Source organism: Staphylococcus sp. NRL 16/872 (assembly GCF_022815905.2).
Lineage (GTDB): Bacteria > Bacillota > Bacilli > Staphylococcales > Staphylococcaceae > Staphylococcus.
Window position 1 is genome coordinate 1857572 of the sequence record NZ_CP119327.1, and the last position, 24419, is coordinate 1881990.

The window sequence follows — 24419 nt, forward strand, 5'->3', positions numbered from 1 at the left end:
CTGTGAATTTTTGGTCAAGGAGTGGACAATTTCGGTGTGAAATTTTGTAACGTTGTCCACTTTGTTGTCCCCATAAAAATAGAAGCAGCTAACAGATAATTTTTCCTGTTAACTGCTTCGTTCTATTTAATAAGTTAATAAGACATTAATTTTAAAATTTTATCTTTTTCAATATCTCCAAAATAGTGATAGAAATCAAAGTTAGCCATCGCTTCTTTGATATGTTGGTAATCGTGTAAAACACCGATTAACGCTTCTTCTAGTTCAGTGACATTACCTTCCCCAAAGAAATCCCCAAAAATTCTAGCATGTTCAATTATGCCTTGTTTCACATCGAATTTGATTTGTACAAAGCCTTTTTCAAATTTCTCGTCTCGTTCGAAATTATATTTAGGATTTCTACCAAAATTCCAATCCCAAGTACGATATTTTTCATTGCTGAGTTGTTCGATATTTTTCCAATCTTCATCTGTCAATTTATATTCTTCAACTTCATGTTCACCAAAAATTGTCTTTAAAATAATTTGTTTAAACTCGTCGATGGAGATAGATTTTTCTAAAAATTCATCAATATTAGCAACACGTTTTCTTACAGATTTCACGCCTTTTGATTGAATTTTCTTTGGATTAACTTTCAAGGCATTTTGAACTTCTCCTAAATCACTATTTAACATAAGTGTACCGTGGCTAAACATTCTTTCTTTTACTTTAACCATTGCATTGCCTGAAATTTTCGCTTGACCTACTTGAATATCATTTCTTCCTGTCATTTCTGCACTTACACCCATAGATTGTAAAGCCTGTACAATCGGTTCGGTAAATTTCTTGAAATTATGGAAACTATTGCCATCATCATCCGTAATAAAACTAAAGTTTAAATTACCTTGATCATGATATACTGCGCCACCTCCAGAAATACGTCTCACTACATGAATGTTATGTTCGTCTACATATTGTTTATTGACTTCTTCAATAGTATTTTGGTTTTTACCAACGATAATTGAAGGTTCATTTACATAGAATAAAAAATAACTATCATCTACAGGTAAATGTTTTAACACATATTCTTCCATGGCAAGATTTATTGTAGGATCGGTAATATTATTATTACTTACGAATTTCATATTTATCTCTCCTTTAAATTCCTCAAATATGCCCTTATCTTAGTTATGCCTTAAATTTGAAATGATTTCCAATTATTTACTCAAATATGACATTAGTTTTTCAATTGAATTAATATTTTTTATTTTTAGTATATATTTGTTTATTTGTAGACTAAATTTTAGTACAATATAGTCTAGCTATGATTTGAGGAGGACTCGAAATGACTGTTGCAGAAGTAGGAAATATCGTAGAATTTTATGATGGTTTAAGAGGCCGTGTTGAAAAAATTAATGATAATTCAGTAATTGTTGACTTAACTATAATGGATAACTTCAATGAATTAGACTTACCAGAAAAAACAGTTATTAATCACAAACGATATAAAATCGTTGAACAAGAAGGTTAATAGTAAATGAAAAAAATATCAAAAGCATTAATTTGGTTTATTGCAAGTTTTATTGTTTTTCACCTTATCTTGTTTATTATGTGGGGTGAACACCAAGAATACTGGTATTTATATACAGGAATTATGTTAATTGCAGGAATAAGTTACGTATTTTATCAAAGGGATATTAACTCGAAACGATTATTAACATCAATTGGTGTAGGTATTTTGACAAGTATTGTTTTAATTGCTGTGCAATTAATTTTCACATTATTTTCGTCACAAATATCTTATCCTGAGCTTATTAAAGAACTGAGTAGAACAGGTGTGTATTTTAAATGGCAAATGCTAATAACTTTAATCTTCGTTATTCCATGCCATGAACTATATATGAGAACTGTATTACAAAAAGAATTAAGTAATTTTAAGTTGCCTACTTGGGCAGTAATTATTATTCCGGCATTATGTTCAAGTTCCTTGTTCATATATCTTGATAAATGGTGGATAGTAGCTTTCATTTTTGTGGCACAAATAGTATTATCAATGAGTTACCAATATACTCGTCGAATTGTAACTACATCACTTGGCCAAATTGTTGCGATTATATTATTATTAATATTTCATGGTTAATGAAACGTTTCTTAGTTTAAATAAGCTAAGAAACGTTTCTTTTTTTGAAGTAATTTAGTTATATGATTCGTTTATATATGTGTAAGGCTTTAATTTAACTTTTAACTTGAAAGTTATCTATCACGTTTAACTTGTATCCAGGATCTTTTAATTTTTCAGTAATCAATGTACTCATAGAATGTTCAAATGAACTATGATGGATCTCAACGTTTGGTAGCAGATGATTGTAATTTCTGTAAGTATAATCAGTCATTGTCACACGATACATTTTATCTAAATCTATATCTTTTAAAGTAACACGATGAAATGGTAATTGGGCCATATCTACTTCATAACGAAAACCTTGCCATAATGTACATAGTGTTTCATCTACAATAGTCATACTTAAGTGATTTTGTTCAAATTGAATATACGAATAAGTATATTCAATAATATCTTTAATTTGACTTCCTTTTAAACTTAATTCCATGGCTTTATCAGGATGAGGATAAGCATTATAAATATCTTTATTTGTAATGCTACCAATAAGACCTTTCTCACCATTTTTTGGCACATTAACACAACTGATGGCATTGTCATAAGCTAATTTGATACTATCATGCATGAGTTGTGTAAATGGATGACCTTTACTTAATAAATCTTCTAATCCATTAACATGCATATCTAACCCACTATCTAATACAATTTCTTTAGACCAATGTTCTATGGCTTTCCGATCATAATAAGTGATATCTAATAATTCTTTATCTTCTGCATATCCGCTCAAATCAATTACTTCAGATTGAATCGCTTCTTTTTCAAATGTATTCGTGCGCTTTTTAAATTTTATTTTCACATGTACTAAGTCTTGAGCATTCTGACCCGCTTGAATATATGTTGTTTCATAATCGTTACCAATAAAAGTTTGATGTTGATGAGCTGTAATCATCAAATCTATAACCCCTATTTCTTTCATTAATTTCTCCGCTTCATGTGAACTTTTTCCATGTCGTGGATTGGTGGTATTAATTTTATCTATCCCACCATGATAAATTACGATTAAAAAATCTGGATGCTCTTTTTCATGTATGTATCTAATCCATCGTTTTGCGGAAAGTAATGATTTTTCAATACTGAGGTCTTTCTCCATTTCTGCATATTCGTTTTTCATTAAACCTTCTGCTGTTAACCCTACAATAGCAATTTTTACATTATTTAATTTTTTAATCACATATGGTGTTGAAAAATATGGTTCCTTAGTCAACGCGTATTCTATATTAGCTGATAACCACTGAAAACGTGCTAATGATACCGCTTTAGTCAAAAATGATAATCCAAATTTAAAATCATCTGGGCTAATCCCACTAGCATCATATTGCATCGCATTCATCAATTTAATCATAGGATGTCGTTTATAGGGTGCAACTAATGCATAGTAATGAGCAGCTAATGAACCAGCTAAACTTCCTCCGCTATCTAATAAAATAACATTGTTATTTTGTTCTCTAACATTTTTAACATAAGTTCCTGCACGATAAATATTAGATCCAAAATCTCCGTTCATAAAATGACTATGCATATCAGATGTTGCTAAAATATCAATATTAAAACTTTCATTTCTATCCACGTTTACACACCCCTTATTTAAGGTTATTTTAACATTTATTTTTATCTATGTGTTATCGATATATTTTCTAAAAAGAAAAGACATTTCAAGTAAATTGGGTTATCAATTTACCTAAAATGTCTGAAGAGAATTAACCAATTTGAATACGTTCTTTAGGATAACTAAATTTATCTGGTTCTTTACGTCCTGATATCATGATAATAAATGAGATTAAGCCAACGCGACCAATAAACATTAAAATCATAAGTACAACTTTAGTTATGCTAGAAATATTATCTGTTACACCTAACGATAAACCGCATGTTCCAAAGGCCGACATAACTTCAAAGAATACTTGTAAGAAACTAAGATTACCTCCTTCAGTAGCTAAAATGATAATCATACTTACAAAAGTGAGTACTGAAGCCATAGTAAATACAGCAAATGAGCGTTGGATGTCGACTACATGGATTTCCCTATTAAATACTTTAATAGAAGTCTTATCAGAATTATTATTAAAATTAATTACAAATAAAATCAATATAGCGAATGTAGTAGTACGAATACCTCCACCTACTGAGCTTGGTGAAGAACCGATAAACATTAAAATACTCATAATTACATTCGTAGCATCACTTAATTGAGTGACATCAATGGTTTGTAATCCAGCACTTCGTGTAGTAGCAGATTGAAACAAAGCGTAAAACAACGATTGATGCCAACTTAATCCTTTAAATGCATTATTATGTTCAAGTGCTAAAATAACTAATACACCAAAAGTAAATAAAAAGAAATATGTTGTTGTAGTGATTTTAGTAAATAATGAAAATCTAAAGTGGCTTACTCGATTTCTAATATAAGCACGTATTTCTAATAATACTGGAAATCCTATAGAGCCTAAAATAATCAGAAACATTACAATCGTTTGAACAAAGTAATCGTGCGCATATGGAATTAATGATTGACCTGTTATATCTAAACCACCATTTGTAGTGGCAGATATAGAAACAAATAATCCTTGCATCAATGCATTTTTCAAATCTGGATTATCTCTATAAAAGTAAAAGGCCAATAATAATGCTCCTATAAATTCAATAGTGACAATCGTTTTAATAATTTCTAAAATTAGTTTTACTGTGCCACTCATAGTATCTTTGTTATTGTCTAGCATGATTAATTGACGCTCGCGAATACCAATATGCTTACCGAGCACCACCCATAATACTGTACCAATGGCCATAACTCCAATTCCACCGATATTTAGAATAATAAGTATAATGATTTGACCGAACGCCGAATATGTATCAACAATATTTACTGGAGTTAAACCTGTTACACTTATACCAGAAACGGCCACAAATAAAGTATCTATTGGCGAAACATTTACTCCTGGCTTATGCACAAAAGGAAGGTTCAATAATAAAAAAGCGACAATTATGGCTATTAGATAATATAAAACAATCCCTTGTTGAGGACTTGATTTTTTAAGTAACTTACTGAAAATAGACATTAACTTGTCACCTCAACGTTATTTTAATTTTATTTTTATCTTTTGAGATTTTCCATCTCTAAAAATTTTCGCGGACAATGTTTTTAAATCTTGTCTGTGTTCAAAAAGAATCTGTCTATACTGTAAATTATCTTTTAAAGTTTTACTATCTAATTCTACAATGACATCGTCAGTTTTTAAACCTGATTTTTCACCTAAACCTCCATCTTTTATTTTTTTAACTATAACACCTTGATTAATTTCATTAGGTAGTTTTAAATTTTTTCTGTCATAACTATTCAATTCCGTTACATTTTCAATCGCTATTCCAGTATTAGGATATTCAATTTTCCCATGTTTTTCTAACTCATTTGCTATGGCTTGTGCATCATTAATAGGTATTGCAAAGCCCATACCTTCAATACTCGGCATATTTATTTTAAGTGAGGCTAATCCAATTAAGTCCCCATTTTTATCAACGACAGCTCCTCCTGAATTACCAGGATTTACAGGCGCATCAATTTGAAATGCTTTAATGACCTCATCATTATTATTATCTTTATCAAAATCGACTGGCACTAAACGATTAATTCCTGAAACAATACCTTTAGACACAGTATTTTTAAAGTCATTGCTTAAAGGATTTCCTATAACTAAAATTGATTCCCCTACTACTATATGATTTGAGTTTCCAATATGAATAGGTTTCATGTTACTATTTTTCAATTTAACTTTAAGCACTGCAATATCAGACCATTTGTCTTTGCCCACCAAGGTAGCTTGAGTCGACTTATCATCATCATATGTTATTTTTATGTCATCACTTTGATCAATAATATGCGTATTAGTCAAAATAAAAATAGTGTCGCCTACAGTTTTGTAGACGACACCTGAGCCAAGTTCATTATTTGAATTTATATTTGTTTTTTGAACTGAAGTATTCTTAGGTGTGTTACTTTCTACTGTTACGACTGATTTAACAGCGCTATTAGCAATTTTCATAGTTGTGGTATACTTCTTATCATTATTATCGCTTTGATTTATATTTTGATTATGTTTGGAATTAGAAAGAATCGAATTTAATACTAGAATTAGTAATAAAATAATGATTGCAATGACAATTTTTATCCAATGACGTTGTAGAAAGGCTTTCACTTTATCCATAGTTTCATTACCGTTATTAGATTTTGTCGTTTCCTTTTGAGAATCTATGTTCTTCTTAGTGTTGCTCTCATTGTTTGATCCTTCTTGAGCTTTTAATTCTTTATCTTGTTTTACTTTTTGTGTAGATGAATTTGTGTGATGATGTTTTTCACCTTTTTTATTTTCTTCATTGTTTTTCTTATTATCTTTTCGCTTTTTCTTTGTTGTGGTTTTGTTATTTACTACACTATGTGGTTCATGATTATTATCTATGTGACTCGTTTGGTTATCATAGACTGTTTCAACCTTTTGTTTCTTTGTTTTATCTTTATTCTCAGTAGCTTGCTCATCTTTTTCTTTGTTTTTATTTACTCTACTATATATAGGTTGAGATTCTTTTTCTTTAGTTGAATTTTCTTTATCTGGGTGATGTTTCAATTGATTACTGTCTGTAGACTTGTTGTTTTCTTCTTTTAAACGTTTCTCTTCAGGTAACGTTAAATTATGATCTTTATTTTCTTCTTTGCTAGAAGAGTTACTACTGTTAGCTCTTAATTTTGCTTCATGTTGTTGCTGTTGTATTTCTTCTTGAGTTAATTTTTCAATTCTAGCTTTTCTTAAGTTATCTCGAACGCGTTCTTCATTTACCTTTACTAATTGTTGCTCTTTTTCGGCTAAACGCTCACGCTCTTCTTTCTCACGTGCAATTCTCTCTTCACGTTCTTCGTTATGAAAATATTCATGACGCTTACGACGATAACTATCGCGTGGTATGACGTGCTTTTTATCATTATTCAAAGCTGTCCACTCCTAACTTTATAATCACTACCTATAAATATGTATCATTTTAGACTGTAGACAAACTCTTTCACTCTTCGTCAACTTATCCGTAACTTACTCATTTACGTATAGTAAACTCCCGTCGTTACGTATTTCGTTTTCTCGGTTGAAAAGGGTTTTCTGACAGTTTTTTCAATTCTTATTACTTTATAGGCACATACAAGATGCCTATTAAAATTTGTTAATTTTAAGTAATATATTCATTAATTAAATTTTAATATCAAAAGTACTAATAAGCAATGAATAGACCGTTTATTTTCTTAATTTTATAAGAAAAAGACCTTTCAAAGCTTGTTTAGAATTAAACTTTGAAAGGCAGTAAATGTATATTTTTAATTATTTTGCTTTCTTTTTATTATTGCGTACTGATGTTAACCAACCAATCACAACTAATAAAATCATGACAACCCAGAAGATTGTTTGCCATAGCGCACTATGTGGGAAGTCTTCTGGTAAAATGCCGATATCTTTATGAGCAAGTACGATAACGACTAATTTAATACCTACCCATCCAACGATAGCGAATGCAGCTCCTTCTAAGCCTGGGTATTTATTTAATAAGTCAACAAACCATGTTGCAGCGAAACGCATTAAAATAACACCAATCATTCCGCCTATAAACATAACACCAAATTGACCTAAATCCATTCCTCCAAAGTGAATACCCATTTTAGGAAGTGTAACGGCAATTGCCATAGCGGCTAACATAGAGTCAATTGCAAATGCGATATCTGCAAATTCCACTTTCAATACAGTACCCCAAAATTGCAGAGGACCTACTTTCTTTTCAACGCCAGATTCATCATAGTGAAGGTCGTCTCCAGCTTCATGTTCATCCTCTTTTTTATGGAAGAAATTCCAAAGATTTCGAATAGACATAAAGATTAAATATGCTGCACCAAGAGCTTGAATAAACCAAAAGTTAACAATAATACTAATTAAGAATAATGCAATAAAACGAAATACAAATGCGCCTAAAAGGCCATAAAATAGTGCTTTTTTACGCTGCTCAGGCGGTAAATGTTTTACCATCACAGCCATTACGACAGCATTATCTGCTGCTAATAATCCTTCTAAAAATACAAGGACTAAGATTACCCATAAATACGGTAATATTAAACTCGGATCCATAGGGGACAACTCCTTTTTCAATTAATACAAATAAAGAGACCTATGCTAAATAATAGCAAAGGTCTCACTTAGCAATTCATTTGCCCACTTTACCGGAAGTGTCTACTTCGTAATGACGATAAAGCGCTAAACCACATTGTTAAACGCGTGGTTCTCAAGTTACTCCCCTCTGACATAATGTCATAGGTATTCATTTGTTAAGTGTATTATAACCAATATTCTTAATAATATACAATTATTATTTACTAAATTGATAGGTTTTGATGATAATTTTCAGGTAATCACTTAAGTTTACAGTAAACTATATAGTTTAATTTCTGGGAATTTTTCTTCGAACCAGCGCGTAGCAAATTCATTTTCGAATAAGAAGACAAAGTTATCATATCTATCTTTCACTAAGATTGAACGAGAGGTATTCATTTTATCTTGAATATCATCTTCATTTTCAATCCAACGTGCTATTTTTCTACCAACAGGTTCCATCACGACATCTACGTTGTATTCATTTTTCATACGGTGTTCGAACACTTCAAATTGCAGTTGTCCCACTGCACCAAGAATAATTTGGTTAGTATGCAACGTTTTATAGTATTGAATTGCACCTTCTTGTACTAATTGTTCAATACCTTTATGGAAATGTTTTTGCTTCATAACGTTTTTCGCAGATACTTTCATAAATATCTCTGGCGTGAACTGTGGTAAATCTTGGAAACTAAATTTCTGTTTACCGCCTACTAGTGTATCTCCAATTTGATAGTTACCTGTGTCATATAAACCAATGATGTCTCCTGCTACAGCATGATTAACCGTTTCTTTATCATCGGCCATAAATGAGGTTGAACGTGTAATCTTTTGTTTTTTCTCAGTACGTTGTAATGTAATATCCATACCACGTTCAAATGCACCACTAACTACACGCATAAATGCAATTCTATCACGGTGTTTAGGGTCCATGTTTGCTTGAATTTTAAAAATAAATCCTGAGAAATCTTCGTCAAATGGACTTACTTCTACGTCTTCATTAGTTTGTCGTGCATTTGGCATAGGTGCATGGTCTACGTAAGCATTTAGAAAGTTCTGAACCCCAAAGTTTGCTAAAGCTGAACCGAAGAATACAGGTGTTAATTCACCGTTTAATAACGCTTCGTTATCAAATTCTTCTCCCGCTTCTTCAACTAGCATAAATTCTTCAATAGCTTGTTCGAAAGCACTATCATTAGAAATAGCATGCTCTTCTTCTAATTCATAATCATCATTTAAATGTAAAACATTTTCTTCATCTCTAAAAGGTTCAATTGATTTAGATTGACGATCAATGATACCAAAGAAATTTTGACCCATGCCGATTGGCCAATTCATTGGATACGTATCAATGTTTAAAGTTTCTTCAATTTCATCTAATAATTCAAACGGCTCTTTACCTACACGGTCTAACTTATTAATAAATGTAAAAATTGGAATACCTCTCATTTTACATACTTTGAATAATTTTAATGTTTGAGGCTCAATCCCTTTCGCACAGTCAATAACCATGACCGCACTGTCTACAGCCATTAACGTACGATACGTATCTTCAGAAAAGTCTTCGTGCCCTGGTGTATCTAAGATATTAATTTTATAATCATCGTAATCAAATTGCATTACAGAACTTGTTACAGAGATACCACGTTCTTGTTCTACTTTCATCCAGTCACTCGTAGCAAATTTTCCAGTCTTTTTACCTTTAACAGTACCTGCTTCACGAATCGCTCCACTAAAATATAATAATTTTTCAGTTAATGTTGTTTTACCAGCATCCGGGTGAGAGATAATGGCAAATGTCTTTCTTGACTCTACTTCTTCTTTTAAGCTCATTTAATATTCTCCTTTAAATCTTGCGCAATCCATTCAGATAATTTAGAAGCAATACGTGTCGCTTCATTTTCATCCTTAAAAGTAAATAATTGCATCACTAATTCTTCTTCAATTTCACTTATACCCATGTTTATATAATCAATTTCTACAGACCAAAACATATCTGGTATAGCTATCATTATTTGTTTTATCTCTTCATTTTTATAAAGATACACATTTACAACTTCATTTTGTTCAGAAAATTGTTTAATCCTCAACTGGGCCACCGCCAAATTTTTTATAAGCTGCTTCTAATCCAATTAAGTCATCTCTATGAGGCAATTTAACATGTCCTGGCATAATTTGATATGGTTCTCTTCCTTTAGAAGCTAAGACGACTGTGTCCCCTGGTTCTGCGATGTCAATCGCATGTTTGATCCCTTCAGCTCTATCATCAAATTCAACATAGTTATCATGCGTAGCTCCTTTAGCTAATTCACCAGTTAACATTTTAGGGTCATCATTCGCTGGGTTATCTGGTGTGAAAATCACATAGTCTGCACGACATGCAACTGCGCCCATTTCAGGCGTTTTAGTTAAATCTCGTTCTCCAGCCATGCCTACTAAGAAAATAAGCTTTTGTTTTACGAACGGTTTAACTGCATCGATAAGCTTATTCATTCCATCAGCTGTGTGGGCATAGTCTATAATTAAATCAATCGGTAATGATGGATCTAACACTTCTAAACGTCCTTCTACTGGTTCTAATGATCTAACGACGCGTACAATATCTTCCATTTTAATACCTTTACTCCAAACAGCAATCATTGCAGCCATGATATTTGAAATATTAAATTTACCAACATATGGTGTTTGAACATGATATGTACCAACTGGTGTGACGAAGTCGAATTGGACACCTTGTAATGATTCTTGGATATTTTTTGCCATAAATTGCGCTTCATTATCTATACCATAGCTCAATATCTCAAATGGTGTGACTGAGGCCAGATATTCTGAAAAATCATCATCATTGTTTAATACAACATATTTTTCTTTCGATAAATCTTCACCTAATTGGCTGAAAAGCAGTGATTTAGCATGACCATATGCTTCCATAGTCCCGTGGAAGTCTAAGTGATCTTGTGTAAGATTAGAGAAGATAGCGACATCAAATTCTACGCCTCTTAATCTTCCTAATGCTAAGCCGTGACTTGAAACTTCCATTGTCATTGCTTCTGCATCTTTATCGACAGCGTCTTTAATTTTCTTAGTTAATGAAACTGTTTCTGGGGTTGTGTTCGCTCCTTTAGTCTTGTGTTCATTAATTTGAAATCCATTTGTGCCCAAATATGCACTGCCTTTTCCTAAACCTCTGAAAATGAGGTGAATCATCGTAGCAATTGATGTTTTACCATTCGTACCTGTCACTCCAAAAGTTGTTAACTTTTGACTTGGATACTCAAATAATGTATGAGCAAGTAAACTAGCTACTCTTAATGTATCTGGAACGATGATTTGTGTTACATCGCCATGAATTTCTTGTTTGCGATTAACCACTATAATCTTAGCGCCTTGATCCACTACATTCTGGCAAAACTTATGACTGTCAACAGTATATCCTTTTGATGCGACAAATATACTTCCTTCTTTTGCTGTACGTGAATCTGTAGTAATATCATTTACATTTATATCTAAAGTCCCAATAACTTCTTTGACTCTTATTTTTTCGAACAACTCATTCGCATTCAAAATGTCTCGCTCCTTTTTTTACAATAATTCTATTATACACGTTTTAAACTTGTTGATAAATTCATTCTTATCAGAATAAACCAATTTAGTCATGTGATTTGACACTAACTTACAATCTGAAAAACATTTCAATTTTGCTTAGAAAATCTATTTATTAAGTTGAAGTTAATTATTTTAAAATTTTATTTATATCTAGCTTTATAACAATACATTTGAACGCTTTAATGCTAGGATAGAAGTATAAACAACGAGTACTCACTACTTCATTGTGCTATAATGCACTATAAATGAAATTAATAGGTTTAACATTGGTTATAAATTACTTTTATAAATATTAATTATAGCCTTCAGATATTCCTTATTTTATAAGTACTAAATTTAAATTAATGGAGGGTGACTATTAATGGTTACTCAAAATAAAAAGTTATTGATAATTACCGGCTCATTTGGAAATGGTCATTTACAAGTTACACAAAGTGTTGTTAATCAACTTAATAAAATGAATGTACCTCACTTAACGGTGATTGAACATGATTTATTTATGGAAGCGCATCCTATATTAACTTCTATTTGTAAAAAATGGTATATTAATAGCTTTAAATATTTTAGAAATATGTATAAAAACTTTTATTATAGTCGCCCTGACGAATTGGATAAATGTTTTTATAAATATTATGGTTTGAACAAATTAATAAATTTACTTCTAAAAGAGAAGCCTGACTTAATCTTATTAACGTTCCCTACTCCAGTTATGTCGGTATTAACTGAACAATTCAACATGCGTATACCAATTGCAACTGTAATGACGGACTATCGTTTGCAAAAAAACTGGATAACGCCAAATTCACACAGATATTACGTGGCCACTGAAGATACGAAAAAGGACTTTATGAATGTAGGTGTTCCTGCATCCGACATTAAAGTGACCGGCATTCCTATTTCAGAGAAATTCGAAGCAGATATTGATAAAGAAGCCTGGTTAACAAAACATCGCTTAAATCCAGATAAACCTACTATTTTAATGTCGGCTGGTGCCTTTGGAGTTTCTAAGGGCTTTGAATATATGATTGAAAACATTTTAGAAAAAAGTCCACACTCTCAAATTGTAATGATTTGTGGCCGAAGTAAAACTCTGAAACGTAATTTAGAATTACAATTTAAATCCTATAATAATGTTCTTATTCTAGGTTATACAAAACATATGAATGAGTGGATGGCTTCTAGCCAACTTATGATCACTAAACCAGGAGGTATTACTATTTCTGAGGGCTTAACGCGAAGTCTTCCTATGATTTTCTTAAATCCTCCTCCTGGACAAGAATTAGAAAATGCCTATTACTTCCAAGAAAAAGGATATGGCAAAATAGCTAACACACCTGAGGAAGCAATTGAAGTAGTTTCCGATTTAACTAATCATGAAGAAAAACTCAGAGCAATGAGTAATAAAATGATGAATGAAAAGGTTGATTACTCAACTTATAGATTATGTACCGACTTGTTAAATATTCTAGATAGTTCATCACAACAACAGGAAATTTATGGAAAGGTGCCACTCTATGCCAAGTTCTTCGTTAAATAATAAAAACATTAGTAAAAACTTTAAGATAATGCTTATTATTCTATTTTTAATGGAATTTGCTAGAGGAATGTATATTTTAAGTTACATTAATTACTTACCTACTGTTACTTCTATAGCAGTAGGCGTAACCTCTGCAGCTTTATCAATTCATTTTATCTCCGATGCCGCAACTAATTTTGTCATCGGTTTCTTATTGAAAAAGTTCGGTACTAAAATCGTCTTAACTTTAGGTTTTTTACTCGCTTTCGTCAGTCTGTTTTTAGTAATATTTTTTCCAGCAAGTCCTGTAGTAATTATTTTTAGTGCTATTATGCTGGGTATTGCTGTAAGTCCTATTTGGGTAATTATGTTATCTAGTGTTGAAGAGAATCAACGTGGTAAACAAATGGGTTACGTCTATTTTGCATGGTTATTAGGCTTATTAGTTGGTTGGGCATTTATGAATGTATTGGTTAAATTACATCCAACCCATTTTGCTTTTATGATGTCTCTTATCGTTGTTATTGCATGGGTTTTATATTATTTTGTAGATGTTAAATTAACAAATTATAATACTAAACCTGTAAGTGAACAACTTGGACAAATTGTTGAGGTAATGAAACGCCATCTTGTACTATTCCCAGGTATCTTATTACAAGGTGCTTCTATTTCAGCATTACTTCCTATTTTACCAACATACGCTACTAAAGTTGTCGGTGTGAGTACAATCGAATATACTGTTGCTATTGCGATTGGTGGTATTGGCTGTGCCATTTCAATGCTATTCTTATCTAAAATTATTGATAAAAATAGTCGAGGTTTTATGTATGGTGTGATCTTTGTAGGTTTCATTTTATTCACCGGTTTTATCTTCGGATTATCATTAGTGACTAACATCATTATTGTATGGATTGTAGCTATATTTATCGGACTAATGTATGGTATTTTATTACCAGCTTGGAATACATTTATGGCAGGTCAAATCGATCCTGCTGAACAAGAAGAAACGTGGGGCGTTTTTAATAGTGTTCAAGGCTTTGGTTCGATGATTGGACCACTATTCGGTGGCCTTATTGCGCAATTCTCAAATGGTTTAAGCAATACGTTTTACTTTTCCGCATTTATTTTCTTAGTGTTAGCCGTATTTTATGGTATTTATTTTGTTAAAAGTGAACGTAACTATAAAGATAATTAAATAGTATTTACTATAAAAAAGGGTCTAAAAACGAGTGACATTCCACTCATTTCTAGACCCTTTTTCAATATATTCAATAATTAGATTACGCTAATTTGAAAGTATCAATCACTTTCCATTTATCTTCTTCTTCGTCAAAACGTAATAATGAAAGTTCATCGATAATTTCTTTATGATCTACCCCTGCTAATTCTACTTGACCATAAATATCTTCGAATTCTTGGCTTGATAAACCTTGAGCGATTGTAAAGTGAGGCACGAAAGGATGTTCCGCTTCTCCGTAGAAATTTCCAGTGTTGAATTTTTTGAAAAGTTGTTCTAATTCATCAGTTTTAGCTACTTTAAAATAAATAACATTATTTGTAGGTTTAAAACTTGAAGCTTTCGTAGCATGCACTTCAACAGGTTTTAAGCCGTCTAATCTTTTTGAAATTTCTTTTTTTACTGAATCTAAATCCTCATCATTAATTTCAAAATGCGATTTAATCGTAATATGAGGCATGATACGTGCATATTCAGTATCATAACGTTTACGATAACCGTTTACTTCTTCTTGGAATGATTCTGACGGAATTAATGCTAATCCTATATTCATTGAAATTCCTCCTTTGTTTAACATACTTCCATTATAGCAAAATTCTATATATTACGTTATTAGTTAATAGAATTTTTTGAAAAGGTTTACAATATTGAAATATTCTAGGGTTTTTTCCTCTTTATTTTAATGACTTTGTTAACTATCAATACCCTGTTACAAAAAATTATATCAAATTTATACCTCATTTGATGGTAATGGAATCTCTTCATTTAAGAAATAATTTAAAATATCAGCCAACATAGGTTTCCAAGATTTCCAATTGTGCCCACCGTCAAACTCTGTATATTGATAAGTAATGCCACATTGCTGAATGGCTTTTGAAAGCGCTCTATTAGGCGTTAAGAAATTGGCACGCTCTCCAGTAGTTGGAAGTTTAAAATCTGCTTCTTCTTTACCAATGGCATGCCAAATTGTTAATTCTTTGAATTGCATGCAGTGATCTAATTTATCCAATACTGTGCTATCTGAATGTGGACTGAGCATAGCGACTTGACTAAATATGGTTGGATAAGTAAGTGCTGTAAGCAAAGCAATACTTCCAGCTAAGCTATCGCCCATTAGTATTCTAGCATTTCCTACTTTGTAAGTTGGGAATGTATTATCGATAAACGGTAATAATTCTTTACCAACAGCTTGAACCGTCTTACTACTACGACTACCTTGAGGATGAAATTCTTCTCGTCGTTTATCTACATCTTCATAATGGAAGCCAACGATAATCGCGCGTTGAATTTGTTCTTCTCTTCTTAAGCGTTCATATTCACGTTGTATTCTCCCAAAACGTAAAAAATCGAGTCCATCAAAACAAATGATGACTTGATATTTAAATAGTTCTGAATAATTTTCTGGTAGATAAACAGATAGCGTAACATCTCTTTCTAAAATATGACTATGTAAAATGTGTTTATTGATTTTACCAGCTTTAAAATTCGCCATTGTTATTGTTGCCCCCTCTAAATATTATCTTTATTGTATCAAATTTAAATATGCGTTTTAAATCACTGTTTATTAACAATTGATGATATGTATGTAAACTTTTATAAATTCATATTATTTGATTACCAAACTATCTTTAAAATATTATAAACATTTTAAATTTTAATTCTGTTACATTTATTTATTTTAAAATATTATATTATAATATTTTTTGTTTGTTAAAATTTTCCTTTTTAACGATCCGCATTTAATATATACTTATAATAATGAAAAGATTACTATAGGAGGAAGTAAGCTTATGCTTAACAAAGTTTGGTTTCGAACGGGAATCGCATTGATTATCCTGTTTGTGCTAATTAAATTATTTATGGAAGTACAAAGTGTCTTTGCCCCTATTGCGACAATTATTGGCTCTGTCTTCCTTCCATTCTTAATTAGCGGATTTTTATTTTATATCTGCTTACCTTTCCAAAACATCCTTGAAAAATGGGGTTTCCCACGTTGGGCTAGTATTCTAACAATATTTATAGGTTTGATTGCTATTATTGCTATTATTGTAGCTTTTGTTGCGCCGATTATTTTTTCAAATGCTAACAATTTGATTAAGTCGACACCATCATTACAACGTGAGGCTGAAAAAATTATTAATTTCTCACTTAACCAAATGGATAAATTACCAAGTGATGTGACTAATCGTATTAATTCTGCAGTAAAATCAATCGGTGATAGTCTGACTGGTATTTTAGCAAATTCATTTACTTACATAACATCATTCATATCAACTATATTCTTATTGGTTATGGTGCCTTTCTTCTTAATTTATATGTTAAAGGATCACGAAAAATTCATTCCTGCAACTGCTAAATTCTTCAAAGGTGAACGTAAAGTATTTGTAGTTGACTTGTTAAAAGATTTAAACTTCACTTTAAAATCATATATTCAGGGTCAAGTAACAGTTAGTATTATCTTAGGTATTATTTTATATATTGGCTATACAATCATTGGTTTACCTTATACGCCATTACTTGTATTATTTGCTGCTTTCGCAAATTTAATACCTTTCTTAGGTCCATGGTTATCATTCGCTCCTGCCGCTATACTAGGTATGATCGATAGCCCTACGACTTTCATTTGGGTATGTGTCGTTACTTTAATTGCACAGCAACTTGAAGGTAACGTTATCACACCAAATGTGATGGGTAAATCTTTAAGTATTCATCCATTAACTATCATTGTAGTTATCTTAGCTGCTGGTGATTTAGGTGGATTCACGCTTATTTTAATTGCTGTACCTTTATATGCAGTAATTAAAACAATTGCTAGTAATGTATTTAAATACCGTCAACGTATTATTGATAAAGCAAACAGTGATGTTAAAGATTAATATTATTGAAAAGGGAGAAAGACAGAAATCTTAATTTCTTAAAAAGATTTCGTCGTCTAACCTCAACATAGAGACTTTCTTTTTCGAAAGTCTCTATGTTGGGGCCCCGCTCCCTGGCAAGGTTGACTAGATTTGAAAAAAGCTTGATTTAAGCGCATTTTCAAATCAGTCAGCACCTGCCAATATGTTAACGAAGGCTGAGACATTTTATTATTGTCCCAGCCTGTTTTTATGCAATATATAAGAAACTTCATTTTCAAAAAAGACTTAATGCATCGAGTACATTAAGTCTAAATATCATTCTATTATTTAATAGCGTGGAAACCACTATCAACGTGAATATTCTCACCAGTCACGCCACTTGAGAAATCACTTAATAAGTAAGCTGCTGTTTTACCAACTTCTTCTTGGTCAACGTTACGTCTTAATGGCGCACGCTCTTCAATTTCTTTAAGAATTGTGTTGAAACCACCAACACCTTTAGCACTTAATGTACGAATAGGACCTGCAGAAATCGCGTTAACGCGAATATTATCTGGACCTAAGTCATAAGCTAAATATTTAACGTTGGCTTCTAAACTAGCTTTCGCTACACCCATAACGTTGTAGTTTTGAACAGCAAATTCTCCACCTAAATAAGTTGTAGCTACAATACTACCGCCATTTGGCATGATTTTTTTAGCTTCATGCGCAACGATAGTTAATGAATAAGAACTAATATCTTGAGCTAATAAGAAACCTTCGCGAGATGTTTCTGAGAAACGACCACGTAAATCTTCAATATTTGCAAAAGCGATTGAGTGATAAACGCCATCAATATTTCCAACTTCTTCACCAATTTTAGCGAAACCATTTACGACGTCTTCATCTTTTTGTACGTCAATTTGGTATAATTTTGGATCTTGTTGATTTAATTGATCTAATAGTTTTTCTAACTCTTTACGGCTACGATCTTTACGATATGTAAATACTAAGTTAGCACCTAATTGGTCTAATACTTTCGCAACGCCGAATCCGATACTACGTTTATTAGCAATACCCATAATAACGAATGTTTTATTTTCAAGATTAATCATGCGAATAACTCCTTATAATCATTTATTATTTAATTTGTAAACATATTGTTTAAAACAATAAAGAATACTCTAATGAATATATTTTACCATTCTTGCTAAAGATTTATAAAGCAATATCAGTGTTTTAGGAAAAAAGAAGGTATACCCACGCATGATGTACCTTCGTTCTCAAAATTCTAATAATAAAATTCAAGTTCTGATTTTAATTCATCTACATATTCTTTAGAACCTGTAACAATTAAACGGTCTTTATATCTAAGTTGCGTATCACCATGGGGAACAATAGAATCATTATTACGAATAATACGCACAAAGATGATATCGCCACCAAATGGGAAGTTCCGTAATTGTATATTTTCATATTTATGATTAAGCATTTCAATTTCATATAAAGATGTTTCAACGTTACTTAAGATATTTAACATATTCGGTGTCTCAATTAAGCCTTGAAGAAAGACCCTATTACTTATAAAGTTACTGAATACTTCTATACCTTCAATTTTCATTTCATCGTCTTCACTACTACTTTCAAGTCTACAGATGACTCGATTTACATCATGTGCTTTAGCTAATTTAGCAATTTCGCGGTTTAAATTATCATCATTAGCTGAACATACCACGATATCTTGATCAAACAAGCCTAATCTTTCTAATAAATGTTCTTCGTAATTCGAAATTTCAACAACTGTCACATTATCTGGCAAATTTCGTTTATCACCTAAATCTTTGCGATAATACAATGTCACATTGTATAAATGCGGAGATAGGTTACGAACAATCGGAATAGTTAATTGATTTTTACCAATTAAGGCAATATTAATTTTACGATTAGCTTCATCTGGAATTGGAAAGACTTTTTTGAAAATGATTGGAACAAACACACACGTAATAATCGCACTTAATATGAGAATACCTGACATTTCTGGTGAAATAGTATGTAATTGTTCCGCAATTTTTGCTGAAGCGATAACTAATGATAGTGTTGATGTTAATAGAAACGCTGAAGCTATAGTCGTCTTACTATCAAACCAACGTCTAATAAAGAATACTGGGATTAATTTTGAAATAATAAAAGCTAAAATTAATATAGGTATTATGATTAATAAAGATGGTTCTTTGATTAGGGAAGGAATATTTAAATCGACGCCTACCATAATAAAAAATATCGGAATAAAGAAACCATATCCAAATGAATCGAGTGTATGAACTAATTCCTCATCCGGTTTCAACAATGATACAACCACACCCGCTAAGAAAGCGCCTAATATGTATTCGGCACCAACACCTTCAGCTAAAGCAACCAATAATATAATCAATGCGAAAATGGCTCTAATACCTATTTGTGTCGTTCCACCAATTAAACGATGTAAAAATTTCATACGCTTAAAGACGACACCTAATACATAAAAGATAGCTGTAAAAACAAGAAGTATAGCTGATAACCATACCGAACTATCACTGTGTCCATTTATCCCACCATAAATAGTCAATAATACCATTGTTACTAAATCAGCTAAAACAGCCACAAGTAAAATAAATTGACCAATAGTGGTGCGCATAATATTCATTTCTTTTAGTGTAGGTACGACTACTCCTAACGAAATTGTTGAAATAATAATAATCATTAATAATACATCATCTACAAGGCCTAACCACTTAAATGCATAAGCTAGGACGATTGAAATAATCATAATAAATACAAATACTATTAAAGCTAAATTTAGATGACTTGGCACATGCTTGTCATTTTCATTTGTACCCTGGCGATTACGTGTATCTTTCTTAAATGTACTAAAGTCAATTTCAAGACCACTTAAAAACATTAAAAAGATAAAACCAAGCGTTGAAAGAATGCTAAGCATGCTATCTTTTTCAACAAGATTTAAAAATGAATGGCCAATGATAATTCCCATAATAATTTCAGCCACCACTACAGGTAAAAACGTAATATTTAATCTATTTACAATAATTGGTGTAAAAAATGCTGCTACAACTACAATTACTAGAGAAAAGAACTCCATTTTGTCCCCCTATGTTAAATATGACATGAATGTTGTTGCCAAACCGAAATAAATTAACATACTAACAATATCATTAATTGTAGTAATAAATGGACCACTTGCTACTGCTGGGTCAATATTTAATTTATTCATTAATAATGGAATCATTGAGCCGACTAATGTACCGACAGTCATGGCAATGGTTAGACTGCCACCCACAATAAGTGCTAAAAACGGTTGACGATATAATACTACAATTATAGTAAAAAGTATAATAGCACAAATAATCCCTGATAAAAATCCACTTCCTGCTTCTCTTAAAGCCACTTTAAATTTACTTTGTTCATCGATTTCACCGGTAGAAATATTTCTAACAGAAACCGCAAGTGATTGTGTACCTGAATTTCCTGACATCCCACTAATAATAGGGATAAAAGCTGCTAATAAAGCAACTTGAGATAAAGTAGCTTCGAAACTACCTAATATCGTTGCAGTAATCATTCCTAAAAATGTTAATACAATGAGCCATGGTAAACGTTTGGTTGCTGTTTTGACTACTGAATCATTCGTTGAATCAATATCTGAAACCCCGGCTAATCGAGAGTAGTCTTCACTAGCTTCTTCATCCATAACGTCTAAAATATCATCAATCGTAATAATACCTAATAGATGACTTTGATAATCTATTACAGGCATGGCGATAAAATCGTAGTCTCTCATTTTTTGTGCAACGTCCTCTTGGTCTTCTGCCACGTCAACACTAATTACACGCGTATTCATAATATCTTCTATATAAGCATCATTTTCCGCAACAATTAAATCCCTTAATGATAAAACGCCGACAAGTTGACCAGCTGCATTTACCGCAAAAATAACATAAATTGTTTCAGCATCAGGTGCTTGTTCTTTAACTAGCATCAAAGCTTCTTTTACCGGTGTTTCTGAATCTAAAGAAATATATTCAGTAGTCATAATACCACCGGCAGTATCTTCTTCATAATGTAACAAGTCTTTAATTTCGTTTGCTTCTTCTCGCTGCATTAACGTAAGTAAACTTGCCACTTTGGGTTTGGATAATTCATTTAAAATATCTACGGCATTATCGGAAGACATATTTTCTAATACTTTACTCGCATAATGGGCATCCATTGTATCAAATAAATCTTCATATTCATCTTCATCAATTTCTAATTGATCAAAGAATTCAGCTACCTCTTTAGGAGATAAAAATTCAAAAATTCTTTGTCTATTTTCAAGAGTTGTATTTTCGAAGTACTCACTCTGTTCATATTCATGGATCGCTAAAAATTCTTCTCTAAAACGATCAATATCATCTTGTACTAAAATGTCGTCTAGTAGACGTTTATTATATTCTTCTAATTCATTTTTGTCATTTTTTTCTATTTCTGACGACACGTGAACTTCCTCCTATCTAAAAATTATAATGTATTGTATATGTATTCTAATTGCTTATAATCAATGGTTATTTCAATTTCTTTATTATATATAGGATGTATAAATCTGACTTTATAGCATTGTAAAGATTGCGTGTTAATTGTAGGATGACTTCCATTATATAAGTCATCCCCGACCAAAGGGTGACCAATAAAATCAAAATGCACTCTAATTTGATGCGTACGACCTGTATGCAATGTCACTTCACATAAACTTGCTTTATTGTCATGTTTCAAAGTTATATACGAAGTTTTGGCATATTTACCTGTTGATGAAACCTTTCTCGTAATAATACTGTTATCACTTCTCGCAATAGGTGCTTCAATGATATCTCGCTCATTTGTTTTGCCATAACATACACAGATATAGCGTTTGTCTACATCTATCGTGGACATCAAATGATGGATGTGACCGTGTTTAGCAAAAATAACGATACCACTAGTATTCCGATCTAAACGCGTCACAATGTGAGGTACAATATTCTTTTGTGATGGTTTTTCATCTTCTTGCTTAAGAGAAGAATGGTTTAGATAATACAATACACGCTCGATTAAACTATCATGGGGATGTTCTCTTGAAGGTGTACTATTTAACTGTATAGGTTTAGCTACAATTATTAAATAATCATCTTCATAGATCACTTCAACCGGCGTACTAGAGGGAATAAGATATTCACTAGGATATTCTTGAGGTAACTCAACAACTAATTGGTCATTTTGTTGCATCAATTTACGCACAGTGACAGGTAATTTATTTATAATTAAAGCGCCATTAAGTTTAATGGCGCTAATTGTTTTTTTAGAGTAATGGTGACGTTGCAAGAATGATTTAAGCGTTTCTTCATGTTCAATATCATATATAAACCTCATCGTTCATCGTCACTTTCAATAAATGAATCATGCACCCTTTTCCAAAATGGGAAAGGACGAAAACGTGCAAATCGCACTTTTTCATTTGCTACTCTAAATTGTATACCATTCACATTTTTATGTTTGAGACTAACGTGATCAATCGTAGTGCGAATCGTATCATGGTTAACCGGTGTTATCAGACACGTGTGGTGCTTAGGTAACACTAAAGGTGAACCTACCGTTCTAAATACTCTATTATTAATTGATGCTATTTCTGCAATTTGCATTGCTTCAAGCGAAGGATGAATAAGCGCCCCACCTAATGCTTTGTTATATGCAGTAGAGCCAGATGGGGTTGAAATACATAACCCATCTCCTCTAAAACGTTCAAAATGTTTACCTCTGATACCTACATCTACGACTAATGTGGAACCATTTTCAGTTTTCATCGTTGCTTCATTCAGTGCTAAGTAGCGTGTTTCATACCCATTATCATTGTATCTAACAATGATTTCTAATAATGGATATTCAATAACTTGAAACTCCGAATTAGTTATTTCAATAATGAGCTTTTCAACTTCATGAGGTAGCCAATCTGCATAAAATCCAAGATGACCTGTATGTACACCAACAAAAGCCACTTGTGACAACATATGACTATACTGATGAAATGCTTGTAATAAGGTGCCATCTCCCCCAACTGATATTACAATTTCAGGATTCTCAGCATCCTCAACCATATGGAAATCTTTCATATGGTTAATCATCTTATGTTTTAATGCATTGGACTTAGAATCACCTTTAGACAAAATCGTATAACGCATCGTCTACACCCCATTAGTCATGTTTTTTAGCACGTTTTTGAGAATAATATTTCTGTGCTTCTTGAATTTCTTCCTTAATCTCAGACATCTCTTCATCTAATAGATAAGCCGCTTCTGCAGCGCGTTCAAGACGATGCTGAATTTCAGCAGGATAATCTCCATCATATTTATAACGTAACGTATGTTCAATAGTCGCCCAGAAATTCATCGCTAATGTACGAATTTGAATTTCAGCTAAAATCGACTTTTGACCATTTAACGTTTCAATTGGATATTCAATAATCACGTGATAAGAACGATATCCACTTTGTTTAGTATTATTAATATAGTCTCTTTCTTCTACGACTTTGAAATCTTGACGTTGACGCAACATGTTGACAACCACATCTATGTCATCAACAAATTGACACATCATTCGTAGTCCCGCAATATCGTACATTTCTTCACGCAATCGATCAAATGGGATTCCCCTTTTATTTGCCTTATCAATAATGCTTGTAATTGGCTTAACACGGCCCGTTACAAATTCAATGGGTGAGGCATGTTCTCCAACTTCATATTGTTTACGCAAACCTTTAAGCTTCACCTTTAACTCATCAACTGCTTGTTTATATGGTGTTAAAAATTGATCCCATTGATTCATAATGTTT

Annotated in this window: 21 protein-coding genes and 1 riboswitch; of the genes, 5 read left to right on the forward strand and 16 right to left on the reverse strand. The window is 32.0% G+C overall.

Annotation, left to right across the window (positions count from 1 at the left end):
• Positions 1 to 134: 134 nt before the first annotated feature.
• Positions 135 to 1124 (reverse strand): lipoate--protein ligase, encoded by a 990-nt coding sequence (gene lplA, locus MT340_RS09295; RefSeq protein WP_243589701.1) that lies wholly within the window; start codon positions 1122 to 1124, stop codon positions 135 to 137.
• Between the two features lie 200 nt (positions 1125 to 1324).
• On the opposite strand from lplA, the gene MT340_RS09300 reads away from it, so the two are divergent.
• Complete coding sequence (locus tag MT340_RS09300) at positions 1325 to 1510, forward strand: YkvS family protein (RefSeq protein WP_243603814.1); 186 nt, start codon at positions 1325 to 1327, stop codon at positions 1508 to 1510.
• 6 nt (positions 1511 to 1516) lie between these two features.
• Positions 1517 to 2119: a CPBP family glutamic-type intramembrane protease gene (locus MT340_RS09305; protein WP_243589702.1), complete on the forward strand. Its 603-nt coding sequence runs from the start codon at positions 1517 to 1519 to the stop codon at positions 2117 to 2119.
• 94 nt (positions 2120 to 2213) lie between these two features.
• Here MT340_RS09305 and MT340_RS09310 read toward each other — a convergent pair whose 3' ends face one another.
• From MT340_RS09310 to MT340_RS09340, 7 genes are all read right to left on the reverse strand, one after another.
• Positions 2214 to 3725 carry a bifunctional metallophosphatase/5'-nucleotidase gene (locus tag MT340_RS09310; protein WP_243589703.1) on the reverse strand — a complete coding sequence of 504 codons (1512 nt, stop codon included), beginning with the start codon at positions 3723 to 3725 and terminating at the stop codon, positions 2214 to 2216.
• Positions 3726 to 3855: 130 nt separating this feature from the next.
• Positions 3856 to 5214 carry a TrkH family potassium uptake protein gene (locus MT340_RS09315; protein ID WP_243589704.1) on the reverse strand — a complete coding sequence of 453 codons (1359 nt, stop codon included), beginning with the start codon at positions 5212 to 5214 and terminating at the stop codon, positions 3856 to 3858.
• An 18-nt stretch (positions 5215 to 5232) separates the two neighbouring features.
• Positions 5233 to 7134, reverse strand: a complete 1902-nt coding sequence (locus MT340_RS09320; protein WP_243589705.1) for a S1C family serine protease — start codon at positions 7132 to 7134, stop codon at positions 5233 to 5235.
• A gap of 378 nt (positions 7135 to 7512) precedes the next feature.
• Positions 7513 to 8307, reverse strand: a complete 795-nt coding sequence (locus tag MT340_RS09325; RefSeq protein ID WP_243589706.1) for a TerC family protein — start codon at positions 8305 to 8307, stop codon at positions 7513 to 7515.
• Positions 8308 to 8377: 70 nt separating this feature from the next.
• Positions 8378 to 8487, reverse strand: a riboswitch (yybP-ykoY riboswitch).
• 111 nt (positions 8488 to 8598) lie between these two features.
• The gene (locus MT340_RS09330) at positions 8599 to 10161 is read right to left on the reverse strand and encodes a peptide chain release factor 3 (RefSeq protein ID WP_243589707.1); all 1563 of its coding nucleotides are present in this window, start codon (positions 10159 to 10161) and stop codon (positions 8599 to 8601) included.
• On the reverse strand, positions 10158 to 10418 hold the full coding sequence (locus tag MT340_RS09335; protein WP_243589708.1) for a YueH family protein: 261 nt from the start codon (positions 10416 to 10418) through the stop codon (positions 10158 to 10160). Before MT340_RS09335 ends, MT340_RS09330 begins: the two co-directional genes overlap by 4 nt.
• Positions 10408 to 11892 (reverse strand): UDP-N-acetylmuramoyl-L-alanyl-D-glutamate--L-lysine ligase, encoded by a 1485-nt coding sequence (locus MT340_RS09340; protein WP_243589709.1) that lies wholly within the window; start codon positions 11890 to 11892, stop codon positions 10408 to 10410. Before MT340_RS09340 ends, MT340_RS09335 begins: the two co-directional genes overlap by 11 nt.
• Positions 11893 to 12295: 403 nt before the next feature.
• Between MT340_RS09340 and MT340_RS09345 the strand changes: the two genes are divergently transcribed.
• Both MT340_RS09345 and ltaA read left to right on the forward strand, forming a co-directional pair.
• Positions 12296 to 13471: a diglucosyl diacylglycerol synthase gene (locus MT340_RS09345; RefSeq protein ID WP_243589710.1), complete on the forward strand. Its 1176-nt coding sequence runs from the start codon at positions 12296 to 12298 to the stop codon at positions 13469 to 13471.
• Positions 13449 to 14645 (forward strand): lipoteichoic acid biosynthesis MFS flippase LtaA, encoded by a 1197-nt coding sequence (ltaA, locus tag MT340_RS09350; RefSeq protein WP_243589711.1) that lies wholly within the window; start codon positions 13449 to 13451, stop codon positions 14643 to 14645. Before MT340_RS09345 ends, ltaA begins: the two co-directional genes overlap by 23 nt.
• An 85-nt stretch (positions 14646 to 14730) precedes the next feature.
• Here the strand turns inward: ltaA and MT340_RS09355 are convergent, their stop codons facing one another.
• Positions 14731 to 15240 carry a YjcG family protein gene (locus tag MT340_RS09355; protein ID WP_243589712.1) on the reverse strand — a complete coding sequence of 170 codons (510 nt, stop codon included), beginning with the start codon at positions 15238 to 15240 and terminating at the stop codon, positions 14731 to 14733.
• A 177-nt stretch (positions 15241 to 15417) separates the two neighbouring features.
• Complete coding sequence (locus MT340_RS09360) at positions 15418 to 16179, reverse strand: esterase family protein (protein ID WP_243589713.1); 762 nt, start codon at positions 16177 to 16179, stop codon at positions 15418 to 15420.
• A gap of 298 nt (positions 16180 to 16477) precedes the next feature.
• On the opposite strand from MT340_RS09360, the gene cozEa reads away from it, so the two are divergent.
• A complete protein-coding gene (gene cozEa, locus MT340_RS09365) occupies positions 16478 to 17563 on the forward strand; it encodes a lipoteichoic acid biosynthesis protein CozEa (RefSeq protein WP_243589714.1) in 1086 nt (361 codons plus the stop codon).
• A 305-nt stretch (positions 17564 to 17868) separates the two neighbouring features.
• On the opposite strand, the gene fabI is transcribed toward cozEa, so the two are convergent.
• The 6 genes from fabI to yjbM all read right to left on the reverse strand — a co-directional run bounded on the left by fabI (position 17869) and on the right by yjbM (position 24412).
• Positions 17869 to 18639, reverse strand: a complete 771-nt coding sequence (gene fabI, locus MT340_RS09370; protein WP_243589715.1) for an enoyl-ACP reductase FabI — start codon at positions 18637 to 18639, stop codon at positions 17869 to 17871.
• A 176-nt stretch (positions 18640 to 18815) separates the two neighbouring features.
• The gene (locus MT340_RS09375; protein ID WP_243589716.1) at positions 18816 to 20660 is read right to left on the reverse strand and encodes a monovalent cation:proton antiporter family protein; all 1845 of its coding nucleotides are present in this window, start codon (positions 20658 to 20660) and stop codon (positions 18816 to 18818) included.
• 9 nt (positions 20661 to 20669) lie between these two features.
• A complete protein-coding gene (mgtE, locus tag MT340_RS09380; protein ID WP_243589717.1) occupies positions 20670 to 22055 on the reverse strand; it encodes a magnesium transporter in 1386 nt (461 codons plus the stop codon).
• Between the two features lie 23 nt (positions 22056 to 22078).
• Entirely contained in the window at positions 22079 to 22963 is an 885-nt protein-coding gene (locus MT340_RS09385; RefSeq protein ID WP_243589718.1) for an RluA family pseudouridine synthase, read from the reverse strand.
• Complete coding sequence (locus MT340_RS09390; protein WP_243589719.1) at positions 22960 to 23769, reverse strand: NAD kinase; 810 nt, start codon at positions 23767 to 23769, stop codon at positions 22960 to 22962. The genes MT340_RS09385 and MT340_RS09390 overlap by 4 nt, the downstream gene beginning before the upstream one ends.
• Before the next feature lie 13 nt (positions 23770 to 23782).
• The gene (yjbM, locus tag MT340_RS09395; RefSeq protein ID WP_103329377.1) at positions 23783 to 24412 is read right to left on the reverse strand and encodes a GTP diphosphokinase; all 630 of its coding nucleotides are present in this window, start codon (positions 24410 to 24412) and stop codon (positions 23783 to 23785) included.
• Positions 24413 to 24419: the final 7 nt, after the last annotated feature.

Coding starts and splice junctions, on each gene's coding strand:
- MT340_RS09330 (WP_243589707.1), bottom strand. CDS start 10,161: ATGAGCTTAAAAGAAGAAGTAGAGTCAAGAAAGACATTTGCCATTATC.
- MT340_RS09355 (WP_243589712.1), bottom strand. CDS start 15,240: ATGAATATAGGATTAGCATTAATTCCGTCAGAATCATTCCAAGAAGAA.
- MT340_RS09345 (WP_243589710.1), top strand. CDS start 12,296: ATGGTTACTCAAAATAAAAAGTTATTGATAATTACCGGCTCATTTGGA.
- MT340_RS09325 (WP_243589706.1), bottom strand. CDS start 8,307: ATGGATCCGAGTTTAATATTACCGTATTTATGGGTAATCTTAGTCCTT.
- yjbM (WP_103329377.1), bottom strand. CDS start 24,412: ATGAATCAATGGGATCAATTTTTAACACCATATAAACAAGCAGTTGAT.
- ltaA (WP_243589711.1), top strand. CDS start 13,449: ATGCCAAGTTCTTCGTTAAATAATAAAAACATTAGTAAAAACTTTAAG.
- cozEa (WP_243589714.1), top strand. CDS start 16,478: ATGCTTAACAAAGTTTGGTTTCGAACGGGAATCGCATTGATTATCCTG.
- MT340_RS09390 (WP_243589719.1), bottom strand. CDS start 23,769: ATGCGTTATACGATTTTGTCTAAAGGTGATTCTAAGTCCAATGCATTA.
- MT340_RS09375 (WP_243589716.1), bottom strand. CDS start 20,660: ATGGAGTTCTTTTCTCTAGTAATTGTAGTTGTAGCAGCATTTTTTACA.
- lplA (WP_243589701.1), bottom strand. CDS start 1,124: ATGAAATTCGTAAGTAATAATAATATTACCGATCCTACAATAAATCTT.
- fabI (WP_243589715.1), bottom strand. CDS start 18,639: ATGATTAATCTTGAAAATAAAACATTCGTTATTATGGGTATTGCTAAT.
- MT340_RS09360 (WP_243589713.1), bottom strand. CDS start 16,179: ATGGCGAATTTTAAAGCTGGTAAAATCAATAAACACATTTTACATAGT.
- MT340_RS09300 (WP_243603814.1), top strand. CDS start 1,325: ATGACTGTTGCAGAAGTAGGAAATATCGTAGAATTTTATGATGGTTTA.
- MT340_RS09315 (WP_243589704.1), bottom strand. CDS start 5,214: ATGTCTATTTTCAGTAAGTTACTTAAAAAATCAAGTCCTCAACAAGGG.
- MT340_RS09305 (WP_243589702.1), top strand. CDS start 1,517: ATGAAAAAAATATCAAAAGCATTAATTTGGTTTATTGCAAGTTTTATT.
- MT340_RS09385 (WP_243589718.1), bottom strand. CDS start 22,963: ATGAGGTTTATATATGATATTGAACATGAAGAAACGCTTAAATCATTC.